The organism is Thermogemmata fonticola, assembly GCF_013694095.1.
Taxonomy (GTDB): domain Bacteria; phylum Planctomycetota; class Planctomycetia; order Gemmatales; family Gemmataceae; genus Thermogemmata; species Thermogemmata fonticola.
On sequence record NZ_JACEFB010000017.1, the window covers coordinates 48,597 to 73,660 of the forward strand.

Here is a 25,064-nt window from a genome sequence, read left to right on the forward strand (position 1 = left end):
AAAGCGGGAGCTAAGCGCAACCTGCTAGCGGTGTATCATAATTGAACCACAATTTGTTCATCACGAGCAACCATGCCTACGCGCAGTCCTTACGAAGATGAGGATGCTGCCCCCCCATTGTCGAGCCGCCCCTCCGCCCCGGCGAGTCCAGCAGGAGGGGGGTCGGCGCGTCCGCCGTCGGCTTCGGCGGGAGCGACGCCCTCCTCGTCTCCCCAGCCCGTTCCCTCACCGTCTCCCACACCCACACCCCTGCGCTTCGGTGTCTGCGGAGTCCTGGAAAAAATCGACGAATTGGAAACTGAATTGGGACAGATCGGGATCATCCGCTACGTGACTTCCGGCGTGACCTACACTGCCCCGCCGGCCTCGGTGCAACCTTGCGCTTGGCTCAAGCATCCGCGCGATCCCCAACGCTACGAGTGCCTCTGGGATGTCCGCAACTCCAACAACCTGCTCCAACTTCGCCAAGCGATCGAGCAGGCCGTCCAATCCGGGGAAATCCGGCAGGCCGACTCTCCCGTAGGCGATCGGCTGGACCGGGTCGTCTATCTGCTCGCCCAGCACATTGCCAGCCTGCACCGCGAAGGGTGGTCCGCAGGTTTGATCTGCCCGGAGAACGTCTTTTACAAAGACGATGGCTCGGAGGTCTTTCTGGCCGACTTGGGCTTTTACTGGAAACCGGCGCGCGGGGAGCCGCCCTGGGATGCGGAACCGGGCCGGCCCGAATGGATCGAGGCCAACTGGACTTACGCCTGGCTCTATTCCCGTCCGCCGCTTCAGCAGCAGTTCGCCTGTAGGAGCTTCGCCCCCCCAGTCTGGGAAAAACAACCCTTCACCCCGCCGACGCCTGCGGAAGACGTGCAGACCTTCGCCCGGCTCCTCTGGTGGTTGGTCGTCGGCAATGACCGCGGCCCCCAAAGCCTTACCCCTTTCCTAAACCTGCTGCATGCCGCCATCGAGGGACAGGTGGCCGACATGGCCGATTTCCTCGCCCAGCTCGAACGATGTCCCCCCAGCTCCCATTTCAACCGGGCGCGAGCGGTATCCTCCCGCGGACCGTCCCCGCTGGGGCGGCGGACCGTTCTCCTTCTCGGAGCTGCGGTCCTTGTCATCGGCGCCGCCGGATTGGCTTATTACCTTTTGAGTCGAACGCCGCCGGAGGGGGAGGACAGGAAGATAATTATCCCTTCGCCGGAGGAGTTTGCCCAAAAGCCTTACGAGGAACAAATGAAGTACTGGCGGGACACATACAATCCTCAATCCCCCCTCACGGATGAACAGAAGGCCACCCTGGCAAAACTACGCTGCAACACTCTCCAGAAAGTTGAAGAGAAGCACGACGAGCTTGTGGATAAAGCCTTCGATCATGCCGAGCGCTTCAACGTCGCTCGTGAGTTTAAGAAGCTGCTGGACGATGTCAAGTTGTTACGATCCAAGCCAGTGCATGACCCTGAAGTAGAAAAGAAGGAGCAGTTATGGCAGGAGATTATCGAACTGCGTTTGCTCGAGTTGGAAGCTTAGCCACGCTAGCCGTCTGCGTTCTGTTTTGTAGCCAAGCCCCGCGCCTGCTGTCCCAGGACATCCCCCAAGGACAGGGCAAGCGGACGTTGTACCTCCTGCTGCGTATACCTTCCAATAAGCTTGATGATCCTAAACAGCAAGAAGATTTGATTTTGCAAACGATCAAAAGAGGGATCCAAAGAGCCAAGCTGAAAGTCCGAGAAGAGCCGATCATTCGCACTGTATCTCCCGCCTTTGTCGAGGAGATCCAAAGGCTTATCCCCGGCAGTGGTTGGCGAGTAGAGGCGGCGGACGACGCCCAAGCCGAAAAGAATGGAGCAAACGGTAATATTCAGGAAAAACTGAACATTAGTCTTCTTGATGCCAATAATAACATATACAAAATCCAATTGCCATCGGACAAATATGTTCTCAAAGAACTCGATGTAGAATTTGCCAATGGCAAACTCCAAACCTTCAAATTGTCTTCTCCGAAAGACAAACAACCGGTAGCACTGCGACCTAATTATCCTGGTTCTTACGTCCTACGTCTGCAAGGTAACGATGTGCCCCAAAAATGCACCGCAACAATCTTGAGTAGCAAAGGGGAACAGAAATTGAGTGCCGATTGGCCAGTCCAAAGCAGGGCTTACTTACTTATTCTCAAGGATTTTGAGGGGAATCTCGATGAGCTGTTCGCCGTGGTCCAAGACCCCGATTTGGTCGGTAACCCCATCCAGTTACTATCCCTCGATCAGCACCTATTTGCAGTTGCTTCCGTGGGCCTAGAAACGGAACCGACTTCTTTCATTCACGGAAATACGCTCACCGTGGTGGTACCCGATTTGAAAACACGCAGAGTCAAACATGTTTGGGTATATTTGCCCATTTCCGAGGAAAAGGTAGATGAGGAAATCGCACGCTGGCTGAAACATAGCAGCGTAAAGAATGTGTCGAAAGACCTGCCTCTGCTCATCGAGAAAAACCTGGTACGATTCGATCCCAATCAGAGGGCGATACTCGACAAGGATGTGATAAACCAGCCAAAGTGGTGGGAGACCGGACGCAACGGAAAAGATCATTTCACCCGAACCTTTGAGTTGAAAGACATTCCTGAACTGGTCAATCGCATCCCTAGCATGTGGATGCTCACAGTGTGGATCTTTGAAGATAGCGATGGGAATAAAGAATTGATCTTTATCAAGAATCGACAGGGAAAAACTGCTCCTTTGGAATCGCAGGAAATCATCACTTGGCGACAGTCCCTACCGAAACTCAAGACGAAACCTAAATAGTCACGGACCTCTGACTGAAAATAAAGAATAGCTTCCTCGATTTCGGACAGTGGGAGAGTGGATGAGCTATGGCCATGAGCAGCGCGATACCTGCCCCGCTGACCCCCGCGGAATGCCCCTTGCTGGTCAAGTACGCCCAGGACCCGAATGCGGCGGCAGAGCTGGTGCAACGGTACAACCAGAGCGTGGAGCGCCTGCAGAATTTGCAACGCGGGGAGTACGCCGCCCTTCTGGCGCGTGAGGATTTCGTCCAGGAGGTGGTGGGCCTGTTGGAAGACATCCGGCAGCGCCTGACCCGCACCAAGTACGTGGTCGGCTGCATCGGTATCACCCAAGCGGGCAAATCGACCGTGGTCAACAGCGTCTTGGGGGACGAAATCTGCAAGCCCGGCGCTATGGATGCCTGCTCGAGCCTGCCCAGCCGCATCGTCAAAGCCGACCACTTCGCCCTGGACCTGGAGTACCTCACGCCAAAACAGTTTGAACAACGCCTCCATCGCCTGTGCCAGGAAGCCCTGGGGTTGAGCACCGTCGGCGACCTGGACAAGGACATCGTGCCCTACCTGGACAAGGCGGAGTACTTCCGCAAGGAAGGGGTGGAACGCCCGCGCTTGCAGGACGATTTGAAGTATCTCAAAGGCTTGATCGAGGCATACAAGCGGCGGGGGAAACAGGTCCTGACCGATCCGCCGCGGCGGGAAAGCAATCTGCCGTATGAGCAGCGTTATGCCTACACGACGCACGGAGGCGGACGCGGCCAGGATGCGCTGCTTTTGCGCGAGGCCCGCTTCCGCGTTAAGAACTCCTACATCCCGGACGATCTGGAGTTGTGCGACCTGCCGGGTCTGGACAGCAAGCGGACCATCGACGATATCGTCACCTGGGAGTATCTCTCGCAACTGGATGGGGCCTTTCTTTTCGTCAATGCCGCCAGCAACTTCCTGACGGAAGGGATGCTCAAGGCCCTCTGCCAAGTCATGCAGGTTTTCGACCACAAGCTCACCGACCGGGCGTGGGTCATTTTCAACAAGATGGACACGCTAACGCCAGACAGTTTCCGGGATGGAGCCAACGAGAACATCTTTCACACGATCGAGCGCTTTTTGGAGCGGTCTCAGCTTCCCGCGTCCCAGGTTTGTTTCACCGCCAAGCGCATCTGGGAGAATGCTTTGAGGAACAAAGGGCGGGCCAATCTGGAGCAGGCCTGCGACTTCGTGGGGCAGACACCGGAGCGGCCCATCCCCGCTTGCTGCCCGGAGAACATGCGGTCGGCCTGGGAGGAATTGCTCAAAGATGGCGGGATCAGCTATCTCCGGCGGTTGATCTTCGAGCATGTGGCGCGTTCGGTGGCGGCGGAAGTACGCCAAGATGTGGAACGCAAACTCAAACGGTTCCACGAAAAGCTGGAACAGCACCTTCAGGCGGAAGAGCTACGACGCCGCTTGGACCCCGAAGCGCTGCGCAATATCCAGACGTGCTACAGCGAGGTCATCCGCCTCCAACGCGATCTGCTGCTCCGCTGGCGCAACTACACGGCGGCGCGATCGGTGCTGGATACCTTCCGCGAACAGCAGCTCAAAAACATCATCGACTCTCTGGAACGCGAGAATCTGGAATATAGCAGTCAAGACGAGATTGCTCGCCTGGTGGATACCAATGCCCGCCTCATCGAACGTCTGTTGAAACAATGCCTCCATACCGGTCTGGTTTTTCAGCGGGCTTACGAAGAGATTCGCACCCAATTGGAGAAGCTGCCCACGGTCCGCTGGGGGAACTCCCAGGAGACGTGCGAGAGTTGGTGGCAAAGGATCAGCGACGAAGACCGTGCCCACTATGCAGAGTGGTTGGGCAATGGCCAGGACTTGAGGTTTATCACCTCCGAGCTGGAAAGCTGGCTCCAGGGCCGCTTGGACCTGCCGGGCGGTGCAGGCCTAACCTCCTCCGGCTTCCTGCGCGACCGCCAATCCCTGCGGTTGCTCCAGGAGCGGCTCGACAGCGTCTTCGACTATCTCGATCAGAAGATTCGCTCCCGCCTCCGCTATCGCCTGCGGCAGTTGAGCAGCGAATTGTCCCTTCTGGTCGATGAACATAAAAGTGGCAGCGACGGCCCGCCCGCAAAATGACAGCACCGTCCCCAGGAGAGGCGAAGCATTCTCTGGCGGCGTGGGGTTGTCTCTTGCTGGCCATCCCGCAGGAAGGATCCGGCGGCTCTGCATACTAACGGCGATGGGAACTGATTGTCCGCATCCGTACCGAGGTGGGAACAGACATGTCGATCCGCGTGCCTCTGATCATGGAGAACATTTACATCCGCACGGGGTTGTGTGCCCATACATTCCAATTGTCTGGCCACATACGCCCCAGTCAACCCTGGGACCAATTGGCTTCTTTTGGCGTGTTGATCTATTGGCCGCGGGAGTTCGGCTGGCTGCGGCTCTATGCTATGGCGGATGCCGGCAGCGGCGGGACGAATATCCCCTTCCAGGACAGTACGGCCGGTCTCGATAGGGTCTGCCAAGATCATGCCGCCCGGCGGGAACAGGTGGCGCCGGGGAAATTTCTGAGCAACTACCGCTTCCTCGCCTCGAGTCTGCCGCAAATGAACCGCGTGTTCCTCACAGTCGAGGTGGATACTGATGACGAGGGTTTCCACAACCAGGTTCAGCAGTTGGGAGCCGCCGACAAACAGGAGTACACCCATCCGATCCGGTTGTTGATTTTCGATGGCAAGCAGTTCGGGCGGTATATCCAGCAGGAAGGAGAGCTTTCGCTGATCCTCAAGCCCTGCACTCCCCTGCCGCGCTATGAAGGGGTGTTGACCATCGATTTGGGGAACACGAGCACCACGGCCGTGACGCAGGACTTGCGCGACCAGACCTACCTTTCCACCTCGCTCAAGACGGTGCCGTTGGAGGAAGGGCGGAGCAGCGGCGGCGAAGCCCAACCGCTGGTGTCGGCCGTGCGGATCGACCGGATCATCAGTTTTGGAGCCAACATTGAAGGGCAGCGCCGCTTTCCGAGCCTGCCGACAGATGAGAGGGCCGGGGCCATCCGTTTCGTGGCGGGGGAACGGGCGGTCACCAATTTGAGCGCCGGCGATGTGGGGGTGGTCCTGGGTGCCAAGCAGTTGTTGAGCACGCAGCCGTTGTTTCGTCCGGCGTCGTCCGAGGGGGCCGATTGGACGGCGATGCGGCAGGAGGAGCCGACGTTTTCCCTGCTGACGGAGCATGAACGCGCGCCAGGGGTGATCCAGCGGGAAACCATCGAGATGCTCCATCGGGTCCCCGGCGAGCTGCTCTTCAGCTACGTTTATCAGCAATTCCGCCGGGCCCAGAAAGGTTGGCCCGATGACGTGGTCCTGACCTATCCGACGACCTACAGCCCCCGCGAGTTGCTGCAACTCCAGAAAGCCGCGGCGCTAGGCTGGCTGCGGGCGATGGGGCTGCCCCAGAGCGACCAAAACGCCTCCCTTGACACAGGCGGGGATGGCACGTTGCAAGAGTTGGGCAGCCGCGTCCGGCAGTGGTTGCAGAACCCCGACACCCCTTGCCCCTTGATCGGCCTAGCGTTGGATGAAGCGACGGCGGCGGCCTTCTACTATCTCTATCGGCGCGTCTTCGACCTGCATGGCGGGCTGGTCCGTTTCCGCTATCTCTATCCCAACGGCATCCACATGCTGCTGGTGGATGTTGGGGGTGGGACGACGGATATTGCTTTGGTTCGCGCTGTATCTCCGGTCCAGGAACAGCATAATTTGTATGTGGAAATCCTCAACCGTAGCGGTTTGCGCCGCTTCGGCGGCGATGCTATGACCCGCGAGATTTGCCGCCTGCTCAAGGCCAAAGTGCAAGGGCTCATCCGGCGTGTGCGGCAAATGCCGAATACTCCGCCGCCTCTGCCCGCGCAGCTTCCGGCAGGTCAAGCCCGCCAAATCGTGGAAGGCTACATCACTCGCCTGCGGGATGCCGATCCTAAGGATGAACTGGTTCCTACCCGTTTCGACCCCAACAGAATGGACGAGGACAACCTCCAGCGGCGGACCTGCTTCCACGGCCTCTGGCGCCTGGCCGAAGAAATCAAGCGCCGGCTCAGCGAATCCGCTAAGGATAGCCGCGGACGCAGCGTACGCCTGCGGGATTTGGACCCCTCCTTGCTCCGAGCCGATACATCCCCCCTCATGGCAGGCATACTCCGCAACATTCCGCAACAGGTCCAAAATACCCTGATCAACCAGATTGCTGACACCACGATCTCCCGGAGCGAAGTCGATCCCCTCCTGCGCGACCATTTGGAACGATTGGTCCAGCAATGCAATCGCTTGATCATGGACCAAATGGACAAGGACCTGGAAACGGGAGTGGGAATCGACTGGGTGATCCTCTCCGGCAACGGCTCGCTCTATCCCCTGTGCCGGGAGGTTTTGGAAGAGAGGCTCTGCGTGCCGTATGTCCAGCAGAAACTGTACTGCGAGGAGCAAAATCTGAAGTATGCTGTGGCGAAGGGAGCGACCCTGGCCCGGATGGTAGAGCGCGTGCCCCGCACGTTGCAGATTCGCTTCAATAGCCGCTTGTGCGATCTGCTGCCCTTCGACGTCGGTTATCACGACATGCGGACCGGTCGACACCGCGTGCTGTTTACCGCTATGACCAGTTACCGGCAACTGGAGTCTCAGGCCCAGGAAGTCGATTTGCGTTCCGTCACGAGCGGGGAGGCAGGTTGGGAGGGGGGGCAACAACTGGGGCGTGTTTTCAACCTGGAACGCCGGTTTCCGGGTGAGGAGGAGCATCGGTGGGAGCCGTACCTGTCGTATGAGTTCAAGGACCCCCTCTCCGGGCGGATCGAGATTAGTTATGTTTCCGCGGAGGGGTTTTTCCGGGTGATGGACAGAGAAACGGGGGCCATCGGCCAGATGCGCGTCATGACTGCGGAGGATAGCCGTCCCGTGGCGATGGGGGGAGACATTTGAGCAAAGACTCGGCAGGTTGGTGGGAAGAGCCACAATGCGTGACGCAAGTTGTGCCGGTGAACTGGCGGTGCTGCTTCGGGAGATGGCGCGGTTCGCAGTCCGCTTGGCCGATGTGGGTGCCCACTGGCCGGGGGAGTCGGCCGCCCGACGCTTCCTGCAACTGCTGCCGGAGCGGGAGAACGCGCCGACGGATGTCTGGGGTTGGACCCGCTTGCTGTTGCAATGGCAGCAATGGCGTCCGCCGCATTTTTTGCGCCGGCTGCTGACGCCGGAACCGGAGGAACTGGAACGGTGGCGGCGGGTCTGCGAGCAATCCAGCGGTGCCCCCGGAGCACGCCGGCGAGGAACCCTTTCCTGGGGCCGGTGGTTTGGGACTGCTGAGGAAGAGGAAGATACCCGCCTCCTTTTTGCCCGCTTGGCTGAGTGCCTGGCCGCCTGGCGTCCCGCCAGCCGCGAACGCCGTCGAGCCTTGGAAGAACTCCTGCGCTACGGCCTGGAAGTCGAAAACATCCTCGCCCGCTTGCGGGAACGGGATCAATGGGTTCCCCTCATCCTGGTGGAGTTGGCGGAGCACGTCGTGGAAACGGCGGAGCGCTGGCGCTGCGGCATGCCGCTGCCGCAGGGACCCTGGCTTACCCTGCTGGAAGAATCGGGCAGCCCCCCGCCCAGTCATTCCGAGGAAAACAAAAAACTCTGGCGCGGCTGGCTGAGTAATGGAGGAACGCCCTGGTTCGATCAGCTCGCACAATTGGCGCAGCACGACTCCGCCGCCGCCGCTTGGCTCCAAGCCGTGTGCCAGGGTTTGGCCGTCCAGTGCTATCCCTGCGGCAATGGCTCCAGCTTCTGGCAGTGGCCCCCTCAGGCGGAGAGTCCCCCCGGTAAAGTCGAGTGCCACGCGGGCGGTTCCGTCGGCCGCATCATCCGCGTTGAACGTTACGCCACCGATCCCGCTCTTGTCATCTGCACCTGGGAAGCTCCGCAAGAACTGATCGATTATTACGAACAGACAAAGGCCTTGCTGCAACAGGCCCGCGAAGAGGGTCTGCATGCCCTCGCCGATGCCTGCAAGCGGGAGTTGTCGCGCCTGCTAGCTGAGGGCCAGTTGCCGCTGCGGGAGCATGTGGTTCGCTTGATCGACAGTGTGGATTCCCCCGAAGCCGCCCCATCGGTCCGGACGGATTGGCCCCCCGTGTGCGTGCGCCAATGGTTGTCTTTCCTCGGATGGAAGGTCTTTCCCCTGTCCGAGGGCTATCCCCCTGATGCGGAGGAATACCCGCAGCGCTATCAGTTCCGTCCGGTGTTTAAGAAGGATGTGCCGGTGAAAACGGTCCTCGGCGTGCGAGTGTTCGGCCTGGAGGATGCAAACGGGGAGATCGTCCGCCCCGCGGAGTTGCAAGTGTCCGCCGGTCCGCCGCCGGTGGGCTTGAATGAGCTGGAAGCGGTCGCTCGGCAAACCCCTGGCGAGATCGGCCAGCGCCTCCAGGAGTCACTGCGCGCCTTCCGCCTGGCGGGCTTGCAGGGTTGCCTGGAACAACAAGTCGTGGATTTGTTCAAGCTGTATTGGGAACTCCGGGCGCAGTGGATGCAGAGCGATCCGCAAGTGGCCCAGCAGTTCGGGGAACATTTGGCGGGGATGCTTCAGGAAGGCTTCGGGATCACCACGTTCGAGCCAACTACCGATCGGGATTTTCCGCAAGGGTGGCTAACCTATCCGCCAGGAACTCGCCTGACGAAGGGGCGCGTAACCCGCATCCTGCGTCCCGGTCTGCGCTATCAGGCGGACGGGAGCCTGCGCCTGCCAGCGTATGTGGAAGCGGAGTAGGGTTGAGCCGGAGTAGGGTTGAGCCGGCCGCTGCCGGCGATGTGGAAGCGGAGTAAGGTTGGGCCGACTACCGGCACGGCGGATGTGCTGGGCCAGCTTCCTACGTACTGGCAGGACGTATCTGGGGCCAGACGAGACGGGTTCCAGCCGCTCGGCCCTGGGGCTTGCGATTGGCCCTGGGGTTTGCGCTGGGGCTTTCCCGCCTCACTCCGTCTTACCGTGCCGGCAGACCTCCACCCGGTTGATCAGGCGGCGGCGGCCAATCGAGGGCCGAAGCGACTCCTGCGCCAACTGCTTCATGTAGTAACTCGTGACCTTTCCTAGGATGATCACTTCCTGGTCGTTGACCACGACCTGCAACCGGCGAAGTTGGGGGAGAGGACTGTTCTGGAGAATGTCGGCCGGCTCCATGCGAGGGGTGACAGTCGCGTTCATAAATCACTTCACTCCTACGGTGTCCGTGCTTCATGCCCTGCAAGCGGTGGGGAGTTGTTCGCCCACGGCCTCCGTCTCAGCCGCGCGCCGCCACCGCTCCACCTGAGTGTTGGCAGAGTCCCTTCCCGGCGAAACGGCCCTCCTGGGATGCCGGTTCGCTTCCTGCACCACGCGACAGCACAGAAACACAAACGTCATGATGGGAGAAACTGGTCCATTCCTTGGGTCAGCCGGGCGATCGCGACAATCCTGTCCCGGTCCCGAATGGGGCGAAGGAATATAACCATATTCATGGTAAGCCGTCGCGGAGGCCTTTGCAACGAAAAAATCCAATTTTTTTTCCAAGCCTTCCTATCAGCCCGGCGGTCCGCGGGGCGGGGGTGAGGGCGTGAAAACCGAGGGTTTGGTGTTTTTCCGCTTCTTATCCTGGGGTGATGCACCAAGGCGGATGCTGGCGGCGAGCCTCTGCCAGCATGGCGGGGGTTGGCTGGCGGCCGCCACGCTGTTGGCCGTTGGCGGCCCGCTGTTTGTCTGCATGCCGCCGTGGACCGATGTGACGCTCTACGACCTGGCGGCGCGGAATGTGCTGCGCGGCGGCGTCCATTACCGGGATGTGTTTGATACCAACTTTCCGGGCATGGTCTGGTGTTTCGCTCTGCTCCGTTGGTTGGTTGGTTCCAGCTCCGAATGGCTCCGCCTCGCTGATCTGGTGGTGATCGGCAGCGCGGTGGCCGCCTTGGCGGTGGGGTTGAAGCGCGGGGGAGTGCCGCCCTCCCGGCTGGGTTGGTTCGTGGCGGCGTGTGCCCTCTTTTATCTGTTCCTCAGCGAATTCAATCACGTGCAGCGGGATGGGTGGATGCTGCTGCCGGCCCTATTGGCCCTGGAGGTGCGGTGGCGGCGGTGGCGGCTCGGCCACGACCTGTCAGGGCAGTGTTCCTTCCGGCGGCATAGGCTGGCGGTGGGTGAAGGCATGCTCTGGGGGGTCGGAGTGTGGCTCAAGCCGCATGTCAGCATCCCGGCGCTGGCTGTGGTGGGAGCCGGTGTCGTACTGCTTTATCGCCGCGGCGGATGGCGTATCCTGGCCGGGGATAGCGCCGCTGTGCTGGCCGGGGGGCTACTCTGCGGTGCAGCCGGGATCGCCTGGCTAATGGCTACCGGAGCCTGGCCGTACTTCCTGGACATCCTGACCCGTTGGGTGCCCGGTTATCTGAGCTACTGGCCGGAGGGCCTCGCCTTTCGGGCTGGTTACCTTTTCCGGTGCTTTGGTCCCTGGAGTGCCTTGCATGCCTTGGCCCTGCCAATCGCGGCTTACTGGCTGTATCGCCTGATCGCCATCCGCGCACTTCCTGGTACCAGTCTGGCTCCTGGTTCCTCAACGTCCATGAAAAGGCTAAGCGATGATAGCGGTGATCAAGGTGAAGGGCCGATCGGGATAACCCTCCTGGCGGCCTTATATGTTGGGTGGTTGCTGCAAGTGGTGGTCGTGCAAAAGCCGTTCGATTACGCCCATGTTCCCCCAGTGTTCCTGGCCCTCGCCCTGCTGACGGTCGGGGGCTGGAATGCCAGCAAGCTCCTGGTGCTGGGAGTGCTCGCCGGTTCGCTGCTGCTGCAAGTACCGCCGGTGTCTGCGGCATGGCAGCGGATGCAACAATTCCCCCTGCTCGAACGCTGGACGGCCCATCCGCTTTTGGACCGAGAGCGCACCGGCCTTTGGCTCCGTTGCTGGACAGAAGGCAGCACGCCGGAATTGCGCAACCGCTTGGGGCTGTACATCGATTGCCATTGCGCCACGAATTGGGAGGACCTGGCTCAAGTCGCGGACTATTTGCGGCAAGTGCACCCGCCGCTCCAGGATGGCGAGCTGAATTGCTGGCATGACGGCACGCATCCCCTGTACCTCCTCCTGAATCTGGAGCCGGCGACGCGGTACCTGCACTATGGCACGGCCTTCTCCATCCGCGCACGAGTGGGGGAGATCGCCGAGGCGGTGGCCTGGAGCCGCCAGCGCTACGTGGTGAGCGATCTCTACCCTGTTCTCCCGGACATTTCTCCTGACCAATTACCGGTAGCGGACGGCCAGGAACTCCACTTGCCCCGGGACTTTCCCGCACCCTACCGCCAGCTCTTTCCCTGGAATCAGCCGCTGGTTTTCCGCTGGGGCCGGTATTGCGTCCACAAGGTGGAAGGTCCGCTCGGCGTGATCGACATCCACCCTTGAAGCCAGCTCGTCGAGGTTCGGGGGAGAGTGTTTGTCCCGGCGGGGGTATGAGTCCGTCCCAGCGCATCAGGAGCGGATGCGCTCATAGCGGCCCTGTCGGTTCGGAGTATAATGGCAAAGTAGCTCAGACCCATGTCGGACGCGGAGAAGGAAGGTAAGAATCGATCAGCCGAAGGAGGGAAGCAGCATGGCTCTGACGTTAACTTCACCGGCATTTAGCCACGGCGGCGAGATTCCCACGGAATACACTTGTGAAGGGCCGGATGTGTCCCCGGAGCTGCGCTGGTCCGGTGCGCCTCCCGGAACGCAGAGCTTCGCCCTGATCGTGGATGATCCCGATGCGCCCGATCCCGCGGCGCCCAAGATGACCTGGGTGCATTGGGTGCTCTACAACCTACCCGCGGACTGCACCGGCTTGGCCAAGGATGTCCGCCAGTTGCCGGCGGGGACCTGTGAAGGACTCAATGACTGGAAACGCACCGGCTACGGCGGACCTTGCCCCCCCATCGGGCGGCATCGCTACTTCTTCAAACTGTACGCTCTAGATACCGTCCTGCCGGATTTGGGCACGCCGACCAAGGACCGGCTCCTCCAGGCCATGCAAGGCCACATCCTGGCTCAGGCGGAACTGATGGGCACCTATCAGAAGAAGAAATAGGGAGCGTGCGCCGGGGGTGGGTTCTGCCTCCTCCCCGGACGGGTGAAGGAGGCGGAGGGTTTGCGGCAGGGCCCAGGAGCACACGGTTTTCCGGATGCATGATGTGGCTAGCGGGCTGCCGACCCAAGCGGCGGATCGACCCCGGCGGCCTGGAGGAGTGGTACGGCAGCAACGGCGTAATCCCACGCTGCTCCGCCCTGGGCCAAGTGCTGCGTCAGCCCTGTGACACTGGGGAGTCCTGATCATGGCCGAACCCACACCCCCGCGCGATGACCGCGATCTCGTCGCCGCCTATCAGGCCGGCAGTGATACGGCCGCGCAGATTCTCTTCGACCGCTATTGCGAGAAGTTGCTCCGCTTGGCTCGCCGCCGCATCGGCCAGCGCCTCCTGAAACGCATCGACCCGGAGGATGTGATCCAATCCGCCTTCCGCACCTTCTTCGTCCACCTGCGCAAAAGCGACTTCAGCTTTGCTGAGGAAAGCGATCTGTTCAAGCTGCTCGTGCGGCTGACGGTGCACAAAACCCTCCGGCAGATCGCCCACCACCGGGCCGCCAAACGCGATCCCGCCCGCGAAGTCGTGAATGTTTTGGACGACCGGGACCTGATGGAACAGTTGATCTCCCAGGAGCCGCCGCCGGAAGCGGAAGTGACCCTCGTGGAAGAGATGGAGCGCTTCTTCGCCCGCCTCTCCGACTTCGAGTGCAAGGTCCTGGAACTGCGCTTGCAGGGATATTCCACCTCCGAGATCGCCCAGAAGCTCCAAACTTACGATCGCAAAATCCGGCGGGTCCTGGAACGGATCGAAAAGCTGGCCCATCAGCACGCCGCCGAGTCCGGCTGACCGGAAATGCGCTCTTCCCGCAGCGTCAGCCCTGGGATCACACCGTGGCCTTCGCGACAGCGAGGTCCTGGAGTGCTGTTTTGAGTCTGGTCTCATATTCGGCTTCGAGTTCCTGGCGGATTTGTTTTTGGATCTTGTCCTTTTCTGGTTCCAGCTCGTGTTCTGTTTTTTGGGTCAGCTCGGTTGCGAGCCGGGTGAGTTCTTCCCTCTGTCGGATTTCCAATTCGGGGAGGATGTAAAATAGAACACAGCGATCAGGGTGCCTGCGGTGAGGGTGCGCCTAGTAAGAATAGGATTCAACTGGTCATTGGAGTCTCCTGGGAACGATTACGAATGCGTCTTGGGAAGAATTGTTTCGCTCTTAATGTCGACCTATGCTTCGTGCAAGTTGTATGCGGTCTTGTGCGTTGGTGTTGCTCTTTTGTGGTTTTGCCCTGCGTTGTTGCGGGGTGGGATTGGACAGTGGTAAGATCGGGTTGTAAGGGTGCGATTTTTGCTACGTAGCAAAAATCTCCTTTCCAGAGGTCCGATGTCATTTACCTGAACCAGTCCTGAACCCGTGACTGTCCAAAAGGAGGTGCTGCTGTGCCGCTTTCGTTCTTCTGTCCGTTTTGCTCGGCCCGTTTGCTGGTGGCCGATCACATGGTTGGACGCCAGGTTCAGTGCCCGAATTGTGGTGAACGGCTTCTGATTCCGGAGCTATCACCTCCGCCGTCGTCTTCGGGTCCTGCCGAGGTCCCGAGTTCCAGTTCTCCGGTACCAAGGTCTCTGCCTCCAGTTCCGAATCTCCCGGAGCCGACGGTCATTTACCAACCGGTCGTGGTGCAACCGCCCCTGTCGAGTCCGTTTGACTTTTCCGAAGCGACTAGTCCGCCCAGTCGGATCACCATCACTCATCGTCACAGTGACTCGTTCGGGACAGCCTTCGGGAGTTCCTTCGGGAGTGCGCTGGGCGGCTTTCTTGGCTCAATGGTCGCTGTTGCCATTGTTCTTATTGTGCTTCTCGGTCTGTGTTTGCTCACCGCCGTGTTTTCCGGGTTAAAGTAAAGTCAGAGGACCACCCCCGTCCCGTAGGGTTACACCGGACGAATCCGCCCGCTACCAATGGTGCTTTGGTTCCGAACAGTTAGGGGCAAACGTCCAAGGATCCCAAGATCGCCAAAACGACGCCGTCGGTTCCTCCGACGACCGAGGCTTCCAGCTGGGTCGATGTCAGTCAGGTTGCCTTACGTCATGGCGACTTGCAGGTCCGTGTCTTCCGTGTAGCGATTGGTAAGGTGGTCCTCGAATATCTGTTTGAGTTGGCCTTCTCCGCGAGGCACCGGCTGGCGGCCTCGCTCGAACGATTGCGGGCATTCCGCCGTCCCAAGTTTATTCCGACAGCGGAATGGGAACGAGCAGGCTTTCCAGCGGCGCGGGCCGGCCCTGGGCTTCCAGGAGGAAGCGCTCGATGGGGAAACGGCGCTGGAGTTCGCAGCGGGGGGAAGCAGCATGGCGGCTGCGCACGAGGGTGAGGGCGGGCAAGGGTTGAGGGGAGGCCAGCAGCAGGAAGAATTCGCGGGTTTCCTTCTCTCCGGTCAGGATATCGACGATCCGAAATGCCTCCGCCTCCCGCGGGGTCAGGATGTGCTCGCCCCTTTTCAGGAACCCGCCCCGATTGGTTTCCACCGTCTCGATGTGGCCCGTGCACCAGATCATCAGCAGCGTGAAATGGACATCCTGGGGCGCCTGGAGGCGCAGCCGGAACGGTTCCCCTTTTCGCACCCGTCGCAGGGGTTGGCCTTGGGACGAAATCAATTCCGCCTGCCATCCTTTCGGAAGGTTGGCGGGGGAAGCAGCGGAGCGGTACCAAGCTGTCACGGGCTGCCGTCCCGGAGGAAGAGCAGAGGCGGGTAAAGGCAAAGTGTGGAAGGGGCGCGGCACAGGACCGCAGGGCGCCTCTTTTTCCCGCCCCGCCGGCGGCCAGCCTTGCCGTTCCAGACTCTCAGCCAGGGCCGTTAGGTTGCGCAACTCTTCGGCCAGAGGGGAGGAAGAAGCCAAATATGCACTCAGCCAATCCCCACGCAGATACGGAACGGGACGGATCAAGCGAGCCGCCTGGAGGTAGTCCTGAATGGCGGACGGCCAGCGCGAGGCGCCCTCCGCATTTTCCACGAAGGGATACTCCAGCAGCAGCAGATCGTATGGTGACAAGGGATAGACACCGGCAGGGGCGCCCTGTTGCAGGCGGAGGAATAACTCCCGGCTGTGCCAGTGCGCCTCGCGGATGTCGAAGCGGAAGACCGTGGCCGGGGGGTCGATTGGCACCAGTTCCTGGAGGCCGCACTGTTGCAAGTGGCGGCGTAACTCGCTTTCCAGGGACCGCAGCGTGGGGCTGCCCAACTGGGGTGGGACGCAGTGAGCCAGGGAGACATAGCGGCCGTAGGGGGCATCTCGGCCCCGTTGGGCCAGATCGCGCACCAGTGTGGTCAGAATGTAGTCCTCATCGAAAGCGGCGGGGAACGCTGGGGCGCCGGCTGCGATCCACTCCCGCAGAAGGCGGACCTCTTCGGGTTTGGGCCGGGGCCGATTCCCCGGCGGCATCGACCCTTCTTCCAGGAAGTGCACAATCTGCGAAGCGGAGGGTTCCCCCGGCTTGACCCAGGGCACGGGCAGGTCCTGCCGCAGCAAAGACTCCGCGTGGGAAATCACCAGCCGCCCTTGCTTTTTCGCTCCGCCGTGGCATTCACGGCAGTACTGGTGCAGAATGTGGCGGGCTGCCAGGGCCAGATCGCCGCGCCGCTGCTCCGTATTGATCGGCCCCTGAGAAGGGGGCGCAGGCTGCTCCGAGGGCGGGAGCTTTGTGGAGGATGACTGTGGTTCTGCCTGCACCGCCTGGTGAAACTCCGCATTCCCAGCCACAAGCCACGTCAGCCCGGCTGCTGCCCCCCACCCCACGATAAGCCGGAAGGAGGAATACCAGCAGCGGCAGCCCTTCGGCCGAGGGGACAGAGCCGCGCGAGAATCACGGTCCCCAGCGGACGCTCGCTTCGCGGGACCATTCACGCCGCCGTCGGAGAACGTCTTGGGTTTGCCTGCTGTTGGCATAGCGAGGAACCATGCAATTCCCCCTCGGCGGGGTGTTCAGGAACGCAAGTCCATCCGCCAGCGGGCCAAGAGGGTGAACACCAGGCCAAACGCCAGGAGGACGCCGCACGCCTGGCCGATCCGTAGCCGGTCCGGTTCCGGTTCCGTGATTGCGTGGAGGATCGCTTCCAGGGACCACGCCGGGGGGGTTAGTAGGCTGATCGTTCGCATCTGTTCGGGCATCAGATCGCGGGGCATGAGAGCGCCGCTGAGTCCGCCCAGGATCAGCACAAGCAGGGTGCCGTAGACGGAGACCTGGGTTTCCGTGCGGGCCAGACTGGCGACGAACACGGTCAGCCCCACCGCGGCGAAGGAGGTGGCGGTCAGCGCGCCCAGGACGTAAAGCGGCTGGCTTCCCCAATGCATCCCAAAGAGCCACTTCCCGCCGAGGAAGAGGAACCACCCCTGGAACAGGGATAAAGCCAAGCAGGGGATCCATTTGCCGGCGAGAATCTGGGTGTCGCTGAGGGGGGCGGCCCGCAGACGGAGCAAGGTATTGTGCTTGCGTTCGGCAACGAACAGCCAACCCCCGCTGAGCACCAGGAAGAACATGAACAGGACGGTGTAGGTGGGTACGAGGAGTTGGTAGCGCAAGGCCCCGCGTCCCAGGAAGCCGCTGCCGCTGGTGTCGCGCCAGGGAGTGCGGTTGTTTTCCCCCGGCTGGCGCGGCTCGCTTTTGACCAATTCCGCCCAGGTCCGCGCCCGGAAATTGTAGTTCGGAAACAAGTCCGCCACGCCCTCCTGGACCCGCGGTCCCACTTCCTGCCGCACCGCCGGTGTCAGCACTTCGCCAAAAGAAATGTCCCGCCCAACGCGGCTCAGCAACTCCCGGTTTTGGAACGCCCGGTGCACCGCCCGGCGGAACTCCGCCGAGCGCCGCTGGACCACGGCCGCATCCCCCACCGCACGCACGGGATCGCTACGGGCAAACTCCGCCGCCACCAGGGTGAGGAATTCCGGGTCCTGCGTCAGATTCACGAGCAGTTTCTGCACGACCGGGTCGAGTTCCTGGAGCACCGCCGCCGGGATGGGCCGTACCTGGTGGAGCCGCTGGGCCACCATCGCCATAAAGGCTTCGTCGCCGACCCGCTCAAATGCCCGGCCGATCATCCAGGGAACGACCACCCGCAACAGTGCCACCTGGATAACCTGTTCGACCATCGCCGCGGAAACCGGCTGGGTGCGATCCGCCAGCAACTGCACCCCCAGAGCTTCCAGACGGATGCCATCCCGGCCCAGGGGATTGATCGGCGGCGGGTCCCCCTGCGCGAGAAATGAGCAGCGCTGCAGACGTTCGGAGAAATCGCTCTCCAGGATCAACACGGCCGGGCGGCGCGATTGGGCAATCAGCCGCTCCGCCACAGTCCGCGAGGGCAGCAACTCGATGCGAATGTCCGGCGTGGCGCTGAGATCATCCAGCACCACCTCCGCCCAGGACTTCTCCGGGAAATCCACCCCCTGCGGCAGACCCCGGTCGAGATTCAGTACCGTGATTCGCAGGCGATCGTCCGGCTTTTCCCCAAACCCTTCTCCCAGAGCGACTCCGAGGACGACGATCAGCACCAGGGGCGTCAGCAACAGGATCACAGCACTGCGGGCGTCACGCAGCAATAGCCGCAGGTCTTTCGCCGCCAAAATCCATACCGCCCTCATGCCGCTCACCCTCTCTGGCAGCAAATGGCCGCCTCAATAGTGAGTCGCAACACCGTCACGGACTCATCGGCCCCACCCCAATGGAGTGGCTTGGCTTCCGTCAAGGATTCTCCTCGCCTTTTCACATCGACCATCGCAGGGCGATTCCCTTTGCACCCCGTTCCTTGTGCAATGCCGTTACTCCCGCCGGCTGGGTTCAGTAGTTTTAGGGGGATTCTGGAACGGCGTAGCTCTCTTCACGAAACCGATTGAGCCGATAGGGGCGCAGAAGATCGTTTTCCTCAACCGGTCGTTTCTGACTGTTACATGGATTTATTTTAACTCAGAAACCCTGCAATGATTCGGTCGGGCAACTCATTCTGTTGATAACCACGCCGCTTGGTAGTAACAGAGATGTGTCTGCGACCAACGTGTCCGCTACGGTTTAGCCCCATCTGGGTCTCAACCCGAATGTTCAGTTTCACCCGGCAAGTGGCCATTTTCCGCACCCGACCGAATGGGTCGTAGACGTAACGCTCGACAACATTTCCACCGTCATCCACCACCGCCGTCACGGTGAAATTGGCGTCCTGCACCACCCACAAACGCTGGTCCAGTGTCCCATCACCGTCACTGTCCCGATCCCGGAGAATGAGGGCATCAACGTACACCGGACTCCACACGTACTGCACCGTGGTCTGCCCGCCGACCCGCTCCTCCAGCACCTGCCAGGAATCGGAGTAGTAGAAGTCCGTGATTACTCCACCCGCCGTCTCGCTGATCCGCCGATGCAGACCGTCGTAGGCATACCGCTTCACCGTCTCACCGCTGCCATCCCGCACCTCCACCAACCGATTCCAGGCATCGTAGACAAACTGCCGACCCGCCTCGTCCCGCGTCAGGTTGCCATTCGCATCATAGGTCGGCAGCACCGCACCACTGATACCCGTGATCTCGTTCTGGGCATTGTGCGTCCGCGTCTGCGTGCAGAGCGCGGGCCAGGGAGCCAGCTTGGCGGAAACTCTTGGAACACTGGCGGAAAATGCGAAAGGCCGAAAGGCCATCCTCTCGGCGTTTTCTGGTAACCCATGTGGTGCAAGAACTAGATGTACAAGTAATTAGATCCGCGAGACCAACCCTCTTCGTAACAAATCTCTCCAAATCTCAATCTGCAACCTGTTGGCATGCAATAAGATAGCGATTTCGGATCTCTCTCGGTAGGTCGTGATCGAGAGCAACTCTCCTCGAACATCACAATTCGTAAGCAACTGTACTCGCTAATCATAAGTAACTGTACTCGCTAAACAAGTACAACTATTCTTCTTCTTTATCTGATTGAATCAGTGTGACGTGTGCGATCCGTGTCTCCAAGTCATTTTCATCTTTCGAGCGATATGTAATTACAATATTGTATTTCTTATAATATACCCAGTAATTTATAACCCCACCTCCACCTGCCTCATCGGGTTTGCCAAGAGTTTTTTCCACTAATTTTCTGCTATGCTCAAACTGAAGTTTCCCTGGTAAGGTACCCTTATATTCCTCAAATCCATCTTGATTAGCTGCGAATAAATGAATACCGATAAGCTTGCTTTTATTGTTAAAGCATAATTGTAAACCTTTACCTTTCCAAGTGTGGTAAAAGGCTACTCCAAATCCTAGTTCTGAATACGACACTTCGGGTTCCACTTTCATCGATTCCCGAAACTGACGAAGTTCATCACTCAGATGATCTTTTCCGAGTAATGCTTGCAATTCCTCGAATTTAAGCTGTGGTTCACGATCCTTGGCCATCAGAAGGCCCAGCGACGCCGAATAGGCCGCAATGCAGAGCCAGAACAGAGCAAAACGATTTCGCATTACAATCACTCCTAAGTCCAAGGCTTACGCAAGTCCAAGGCTTACGCACTATTGGAAAGCCTGTAAAACCAAGGCATTCCGCGGTTCTCTATTTCTACTTCATTCTTTCGAGTTCGCTCAGTATCCGTTCAAGTTCGTACCGAAGTTCGAATTTCTTGCCGACTTCTTGATCTCTGAAAGTATAGGCCTCATCGTGCGTCGCGCCACCTTTTCGTGCCTCGACGTAACGCTCGTATTGTTTCTCATTGATCTTTCCGATGCCTGTTATTGCTATACCGAGACCTGGACCTACGTATGGCAGCACGGTTCTGCCGCCAATGCGCACGATATCCCGAATGATCCCCACTTCCTTTTGTCCTTCGATGACAGCGCCGTCCTTCTTGAAGTTGTCGAGCAGATCTTTTAGTCGGTCTTTCTCCATCTTCGTCAACGGCGGCTTTTTCTGCAACAGCTTCAAGAGCTCTTGGAGTTCTTGAGTCGTGAGTTTCCTGTATCCAAAGGGGTCTACCCAATTCGTCGGCCCGTTCCCGACATATCGGTACAGGTTCACGTCCCCGGCGGCGTAGGAGAGCGGGTCGAGGCTCGTCCAGCGGCCAAGGGTGGGGGAATAGTCGCGGTGGCGGAAGTGATATAGGCCGGTCGTTGGGTCGAAGCGCCCGCCCTGGTGCAGATGCAGCCAGGCATACGCACTCGCCGACCGCACACCCCAACTGCCTGTCAAGACCGTGACTTGGCCGAACGGGTCATAAATATACCGCTCGACTACATTACCCGAGTTGTCAAAGATCGCGCTAACATTATAATTCGCATCCTGTACCACCCACAAGCGATCCTCCAGTGTCCCATCACCGTCACTGTCCCGATCCCGGAGAATGAGGGCATCAACGTACACCGGACTCCACACGTACTGCACCGTGGTCTGCCCACCTACCCGCTCCTCCAACACCTGCCACTGGTCGGAGTAGTAGAAGTCCGTGGTTACTCCGCCCGCCGTCTCGCTAATCCGCCGATGCAGGCCGTCGTAGGCATACCGCTTCACCGTCTCACCGCTGTCATCCCGCACCTCCACCAACCGATTCCAGGCATCATAAACAAACTGCCGCCCCACCTCATCCCGCGTCAGATTGCCATTCGCATCATAGGTCGGTAGCACTGCCCCGCTGATCGAGGTGATCTCATTCTGGGCATTGTGCGTCCGCATCGAATTATCAATTGTGCATCCAAACGAAATCCTCTTCGTCAAGTTCTTTGTTTAACTTATTATTTGCTTGCTTTTCTACCTCATTGAGAAACATATGGATTGCATCACGCACTGCCTCTTCAATACTGCCACCGATTCCACATACATATTCATTGCATTGAGTTTCCGAATTTCGGACAACAACATTCGGAGAAGCAATATAGTGCCCTTCTGGCGCCTGCACGACATAAATCTTGTAAGTGGCAAATGGTAACCGTCCCATTGTCCATACCTGGTATATTCCAACAACCTTATCGATTTTGATCCTTTGGCCGTCTATCTCGTAAAAGCCTGCATCCATAGCTATTACCTCCGCTTTTTCCCATATGAAATCACCAGCTCATTGTCCACATCTACGTCTACATATCGATCTGTTCCATGTACGTCGAACCGGCGTACATTTCCTGTGTAACCTAGAACGGGGGTTCCCCTTCCTTTTCTAGCTCTCATTGCCTCAACTGCTTTTCGACGCTATTCCTCGATCGTTTTTGCTCCAACTTCCGCTCCATGTTTTTGAAAATGCCAGTGGAGTGATTCTTCTGGGGTCCTGAAACTTCCAGCTCCCCAGCCTGTTGCTATCATCCCGGCCATTAGTCCGGTTTCAACGACCGTCTTTTTTAGCCCTTGGGTCGCCTGGTTGTACCAATCCCGGGTTTCGCGGTCGATGATGTCTCCAGCTTTCAAGCTGAGCCGGTTAGTCTGGTTCGGGTTGAAGTTCTGGTGAACCGGTGAGGCCAGATAGTCCCTCGATCGCGGCGGGAATATGAGCGACCATGTATCTGACCAGATGTTTTCACCTCCTGGAAGAAGGTAAAGTAGCCCTCCCAACTTGCCGTCAGTTAACCAGAACTTATCCAATCCATGAGGGTCGGTAAATAGGGTCGGCGTGTTACCGACATAACGATATAGGTTCACATCCCCGGCGGCGTAGGAGAGGGGGGCCAGGCTCGTCCAGCGGCCGGTGAACCGATCGAGTTAACGGGTGTGGTTGAACCAAAGACCAGTTTCGAGCGCTCGATGGAGGGTGTGCAACACGAAACCACCAGGAGCAATTCGAACGATATGCAGCTTGCGGGAATAGTAGCCGGTGTGCTGAATGCGCCTAAGTAAACAAGAGATGCGGCCCCGTTTCTTTTCACATAAGACACAATATTAGACCGCCTCGCTAATCACTAACCACTACCCACTCAAACTCTTTGTTGAAGTCCTCGAAACAATCTTTACAGATCCAATGGTAGCCGTCCTCTGTGCAATAACCTTCGTTAATATCACCGGGAAAGGCTGATATTTTCGTGAAGCAAAATGCACAATGGTCGTGGTCCCATCTTTCTGAGGGGGGTGTATAGCGGCAATACCGGAGACGCTTCTCTTTCAGATACCTCTCTTGGCCTTGTCGCCTCCAATCCTCATTTGGTTGATGGTTGCTCATCGTTTTGGCTCCTTTCGACCATCTGGAAATATACGCCACCGATTCATATTGGGGTCAATGTAATCCCAATGAGGACCAATCGGATCAGGATCGCTCAAATCCGGGCGAAGAACTTCACGGGTTCTGGGATTATAGTAGTTCCCCTCGCGTGATCCTGGTGTAGAACCCGGCTTCGCTCGCCATTCAAAACCTGGTGGTGCCTTTGTGGGATTCGAACCAGGGAACCCAGGCCATCTTGCGCCGCGCCGGGGCCACAGGAGAATAGTGTTGGTACCGACACCAAATAGGCCGAGAATGGCGTTTGTGCTGTTGGTTCAGGTTGGGCCGTGCAACGGCATGCCTTCCGACCCTTTCCGCCGCCGAGGACCGCCGCTCCAGTGCGTGAAAGAGAAGTCGAACAAGCGAAGCCCAACTTCCAGCGTACCGATTGCTTGGGTGCAGTCGAGGTGTGTGCCACAGGATTTTCCCCGAGATGATTTGGCGCATATGTGGTGTAGATGGCAAGGGGAGAATGAGATAGAATTGAAATTGTGATAAGAGTTCTCCGAGTTCAGGCGGTGGGATAATTCGGGTTTGTTCGGGGAGACGGGGTTATGATCCGGGTGGATGCACAGCGCGGGGCGCGGTTTTGCGATGGCTGGACACGGCGGGATTTCCTGCATGCCGGAGCGTTGGCCCCGCTCGGTTTGACTTTGGCGAGTTATCATCGTTTGCGAGGGGCGGAGGCGGACAGGGACATCAATTGCATCCTGCTGTTTCTCGTGGGTGGGCCAAGCCAGTTGGACACGTTCGATCCGAAGCCGCAGGCGCCAGAGGAAGTGCGCGGCCCGTTCCGGCCCATTCCCACCAATGTGCCCGGTATCCAGATCAGCGAGATTTTTCCCAAGACGGCCCGGCATGCGGACAAGTATGCCATCATCCGCTCGATTTATCACACGGCGACGGCGGTGCACGACACGGGCCACCAGATGATGCAGACCGGCCGCTTATTCACGGGCGGAGTGGAGCATCCTCACATGGGGTGCGTGCTGGGATACTTGCGCGGCAGCCGCGGCGAACTGCCGGCCCACGTCGTCGTGCCCAAACCGATCGGACGCACCGGAGGCAATCTGCCGCATGGCCACACCGCCGGCTATCTCGGACGGGCCTATGATCCCTTCATCCTCAACGCCGACCCAAATGACCCGAACTTTCGCGTCCCGGACTTGCTGCCTCCGGATTATCTCAGCGGCGTTCGTGCGACCCGGCGGCAGAAGCTGCGCGAACTGGTCGATGGTGCGACCCGCGCCCTGGAGAACTCGCCGGCCCTTCAGCAACTCGATGAGAGCTTCCAGCGGGCCTATCAGTTAATGACCAGTCCCCGCGCTCGCGAGGCTTTCGCTTTGGATAAGGAGCCGGCCAAGCTACGCGACCGCTACGGCCGGACCCGTTTCGGTCAGTCCTGCCTCTTAGCCCGTCGGCTTATCGAAGCCGGGGTGCGCTTCGTCACGGTGAACATGTTTGAAACCGTCTTCGACGAGGTGACCTGGGACATCCACGGTTCGCGGCCCTTCACGGACATCCAGCAGATGGCCCGCGAGGTGGCTCCGAACTTCGACAACGCCTTTTCGGCCTTGCTGGAAGACCTGCATGATCGCGGATTGCTGGCCACGACGATGGTGTTGGCAGTCGGCGAATTCGGGCGCACGCCCAAGATCAATCCCGCCGGGGGTCGCGATCACCATCCGGGGGTCTGGTCAATTCTGATGGCCGGCGGCCCGTTGCGTGGGGGCCAAGTGATCGGCGAATCGGACAACTTGGCCTACGCTCCGAAGACCCGACCCGTGACGCCGGCCGAGTTCGCCGCTACGGTGTACAAAGCCTTGGGGTTGGATCCCCACAAGGAACTGCCGGGGCCGCAAAACCGCCCCATTCCCCTGGTAGACTATAACGTCAAACCCCTGGATGAGCTGTTCTGAAACGCCTACCCCTGCGTGCCTCTGAGGCAGTATCCCCGCTTGGCTCACCTTGGCATCTGCTTGCAACCGGAAGAAGGAGAG

19 protein-coding genes are annotated in these 25,064 nt (G+C 59.4%); 10 read left to right on the top strand and 9 right to left on the bottom strand.

Going from position 1 to position 25,064, the window contains the following annotated elements:
* Positions 1–72: 72 nt before the first annotated feature.
* From H0921_RS16110 to H0921_RS16130, 5 genes are all read left to right on the top strand, one after another.
* The gene (locus H0921_RS16110) at positions 73–1,521 is read left to right on the top strand and encodes a hypothetical protein (RefSeq protein ID WP_194539548.1); all 1,449 of its coding nucleotides are present in this window, start codon (positions 73–75) and stop codon (positions 1,519–1,521) included.
* Positions 1,476–2,795: a hypothetical protein gene (locus H0921_RS16115; protein ID WP_194539549.1), complete on the top strand. Its 1,320-nt coding sequence runs from the start codon at positions 1,476–1,478 to the stop codon at positions 2,793–2,795. Before H0921_RS16110 ends, H0921_RS16115 begins: the two co-directional genes overlap by 46 nt.
* Before the next feature lie 74 nt (positions 2,796–2,869).
* A complete protein-coding gene (locus H0921_RS16120) occupies positions 2,870–4,918 on the top strand; it encodes a dynamin family protein (protein WP_194539550.1) in 2,049 nt (682 codons plus the stop codon).
* Positions 4,919–5,064: 146 nt separating this feature from the next.
* On the top strand, positions 5,065–7,761 hold the full coding sequence (locus tag H0921_RS16125) for an acetate and sugar kinases/Hsc70/actin family protein (RefSeq protein WP_194539551.1): 2,697 nt from the start codon (positions 5,065–5,067) through the stop codon (positions 7,759–7,761).
* A 34-nt stretch (positions 7,762–7,795) separates the two neighbouring features.
* A complete protein-coding gene (locus tag H0921_RS16130) occupies positions 7,796–9,583 on the top strand; it encodes a hypothetical protein (RefSeq protein WP_194539552.1) in 1,788 nt (595 codons plus the stop codon).
* Between the two features lie 204 nt (positions 9,584–9,787).
* Here the strand turns inward: H0921_RS16130 and H0921_RS16135 are convergent, their stop codons facing one another.
* Complete coding sequence (locus H0921_RS16135) at positions 9,788–10,018, bottom strand: BON domain-containing protein (protein WP_194539553.1); 231 nt, start codon at positions 10,016–10,018, stop codon at positions 9,788–9,790.
* Between the two features lie 388 nt (positions 10,019–10,406).
* Between H0921_RS16135 and H0921_RS16140 the strand changes: the two genes are divergently transcribed.
* From H0921_RS16140 to H0921_RS16155, 4 genes are all read left to right on the top strand, one after another.
* Entirely contained in the window at positions 10,407–12,236 is a 1,830-nt protein-coding gene (locus tag H0921_RS16140; protein WP_194539554.1) for a DUF2339 domain-containing protein, read from the top strand.
* 187 nt (positions 12,237–12,423) lie between these two features.
* On the top strand, positions 12,424–12,894 hold the full coding sequence (locus tag H0921_RS16145; RefSeq protein WP_194539555.1) for a YbhB/YbcL family Raf kinase inhibitor-like protein: 471 nt from the start codon (positions 12,424–12,426) through the stop codon (positions 12,892–12,894).
* Positions 12,895–12,992: 98 nt separating this feature from the next.
* Complete coding sequence (locus tag H0921_RS16150; protein WP_194539556.1) at positions 12,993–13,136, top strand: hypothetical protein; 144 nt, start codon at positions 12,993–12,995, stop codon at positions 13,134–13,136.
* Positions 13,137–13,138: 2 nt separating this feature from the next.
* Positions 13,139–13,738 (top strand): RNA polymerase sigma factor, encoded by a 600-nt coding sequence (locus H0921_RS16155; protein ID WP_194539557.1) that lies wholly within the window; start codon positions 13,139–13,141, stop codon positions 13,736–13,738.
* Between the two features lie 1,371 nt (positions 13,739–15,109).
* Here H0921_RS16155 and H0921_RS16160 read toward each other — a convergent pair.
* From H0921_RS16160 to H0921_RS18600, 8 genes are all read right to left on the bottom strand, one after another.
* A complete protein-coding gene (locus H0921_RS16160; RefSeq protein WP_194539558.1) occupies positions 15,110–16,825 on the bottom strand; it encodes a c-type cytochrome domain-containing protein in 1,716 nt (571 codons plus the stop codon).
* A gap of 36 nt (positions 16,826–16,861) precedes the next feature.
* Complete coding sequence (locus H0921_RS16165) at positions 16,862–18,517, bottom strand: ABC transporter permease (protein ID WP_194539559.1); 1,656 nt, start codon at positions 18,515–18,517, stop codon at positions 16,862–16,864.
* Positions 18,518–18,834: 317 nt separating this feature from the next.
* Positions 18,835–19,560: an RHS repeat protein gene (locus H0921_RS16170; protein WP_194539560.1), complete on the bottom strand. Its 726-nt coding sequence runs from the start codon at positions 19,558–19,560 to the stop codon at positions 18,835–18,837.
* 250 nt (positions 19,561–19,810) lie between these two features.
* On the bottom strand, positions 19,811–20,356 hold the full coding sequence (locus H0921_RS16175) for a hypothetical protein (RefSeq protein WP_194539561.1): 546 nt from the start codon (positions 20,354–20,356) through the stop codon (positions 19,811–19,813).
* 94 nt (positions 20,357–20,450) lie between these two features.
* Complete coding sequence (locus tag H0921_RS16180) at positions 20,451–21,557, bottom strand: RHS repeat-associated core domain-containing protein (protein WP_194539562.1); 1,107 nt, start codon at positions 21,555–21,557, stop codon at positions 20,451–20,453.
* Between the two features lie 7 nt (positions 21,558–21,564).
* A complete protein-coding gene (locus H0921_RS16185) occupies positions 21,565–21,897 on the bottom strand; it encodes a hypothetical protein (protein WP_194539563.1) in 333 nt (110 codons plus the stop codon).
* A gap of 170 nt (positions 21,898–22,067) precedes the next feature.
* Positions 22,068–22,511: an RHS repeat-associated core domain-containing protein gene (locus H0921_RS16190; RefSeq protein WP_194539564.1), complete on the bottom strand. Its 444-nt coding sequence runs from the start codon at positions 22,509–22,511 to the stop codon at positions 22,068–22,070.
* Positions 22,512–23,021: 510 nt separating this feature from the next.
* Entirely contained in the window at positions 23,022–23,321 is a 300-nt protein-coding gene (locus tag H0921_RS18600; RefSeq protein WP_194539577.1) for a polymorphic toxin type 37 domain-containing protein, read from the bottom strand.
* Positions 23,322–23,618: 297 nt separating this feature from the next.
* On the opposite strand from H0921_RS18600, the gene H0921_RS16200 reads away from it, so the two are divergent.
* Positions 23,619–24,983, top strand: a complete 1,365-nt coding sequence (locus H0921_RS16200) for a DUF1501 domain-containing protein (protein ID WP_194539565.1) — start codon at positions 23,619–23,621, stop codon at positions 24,981–24,983.
* The last annotated feature ends 81 nt before the right edge of the window (positions 24,984–25,064 follow it).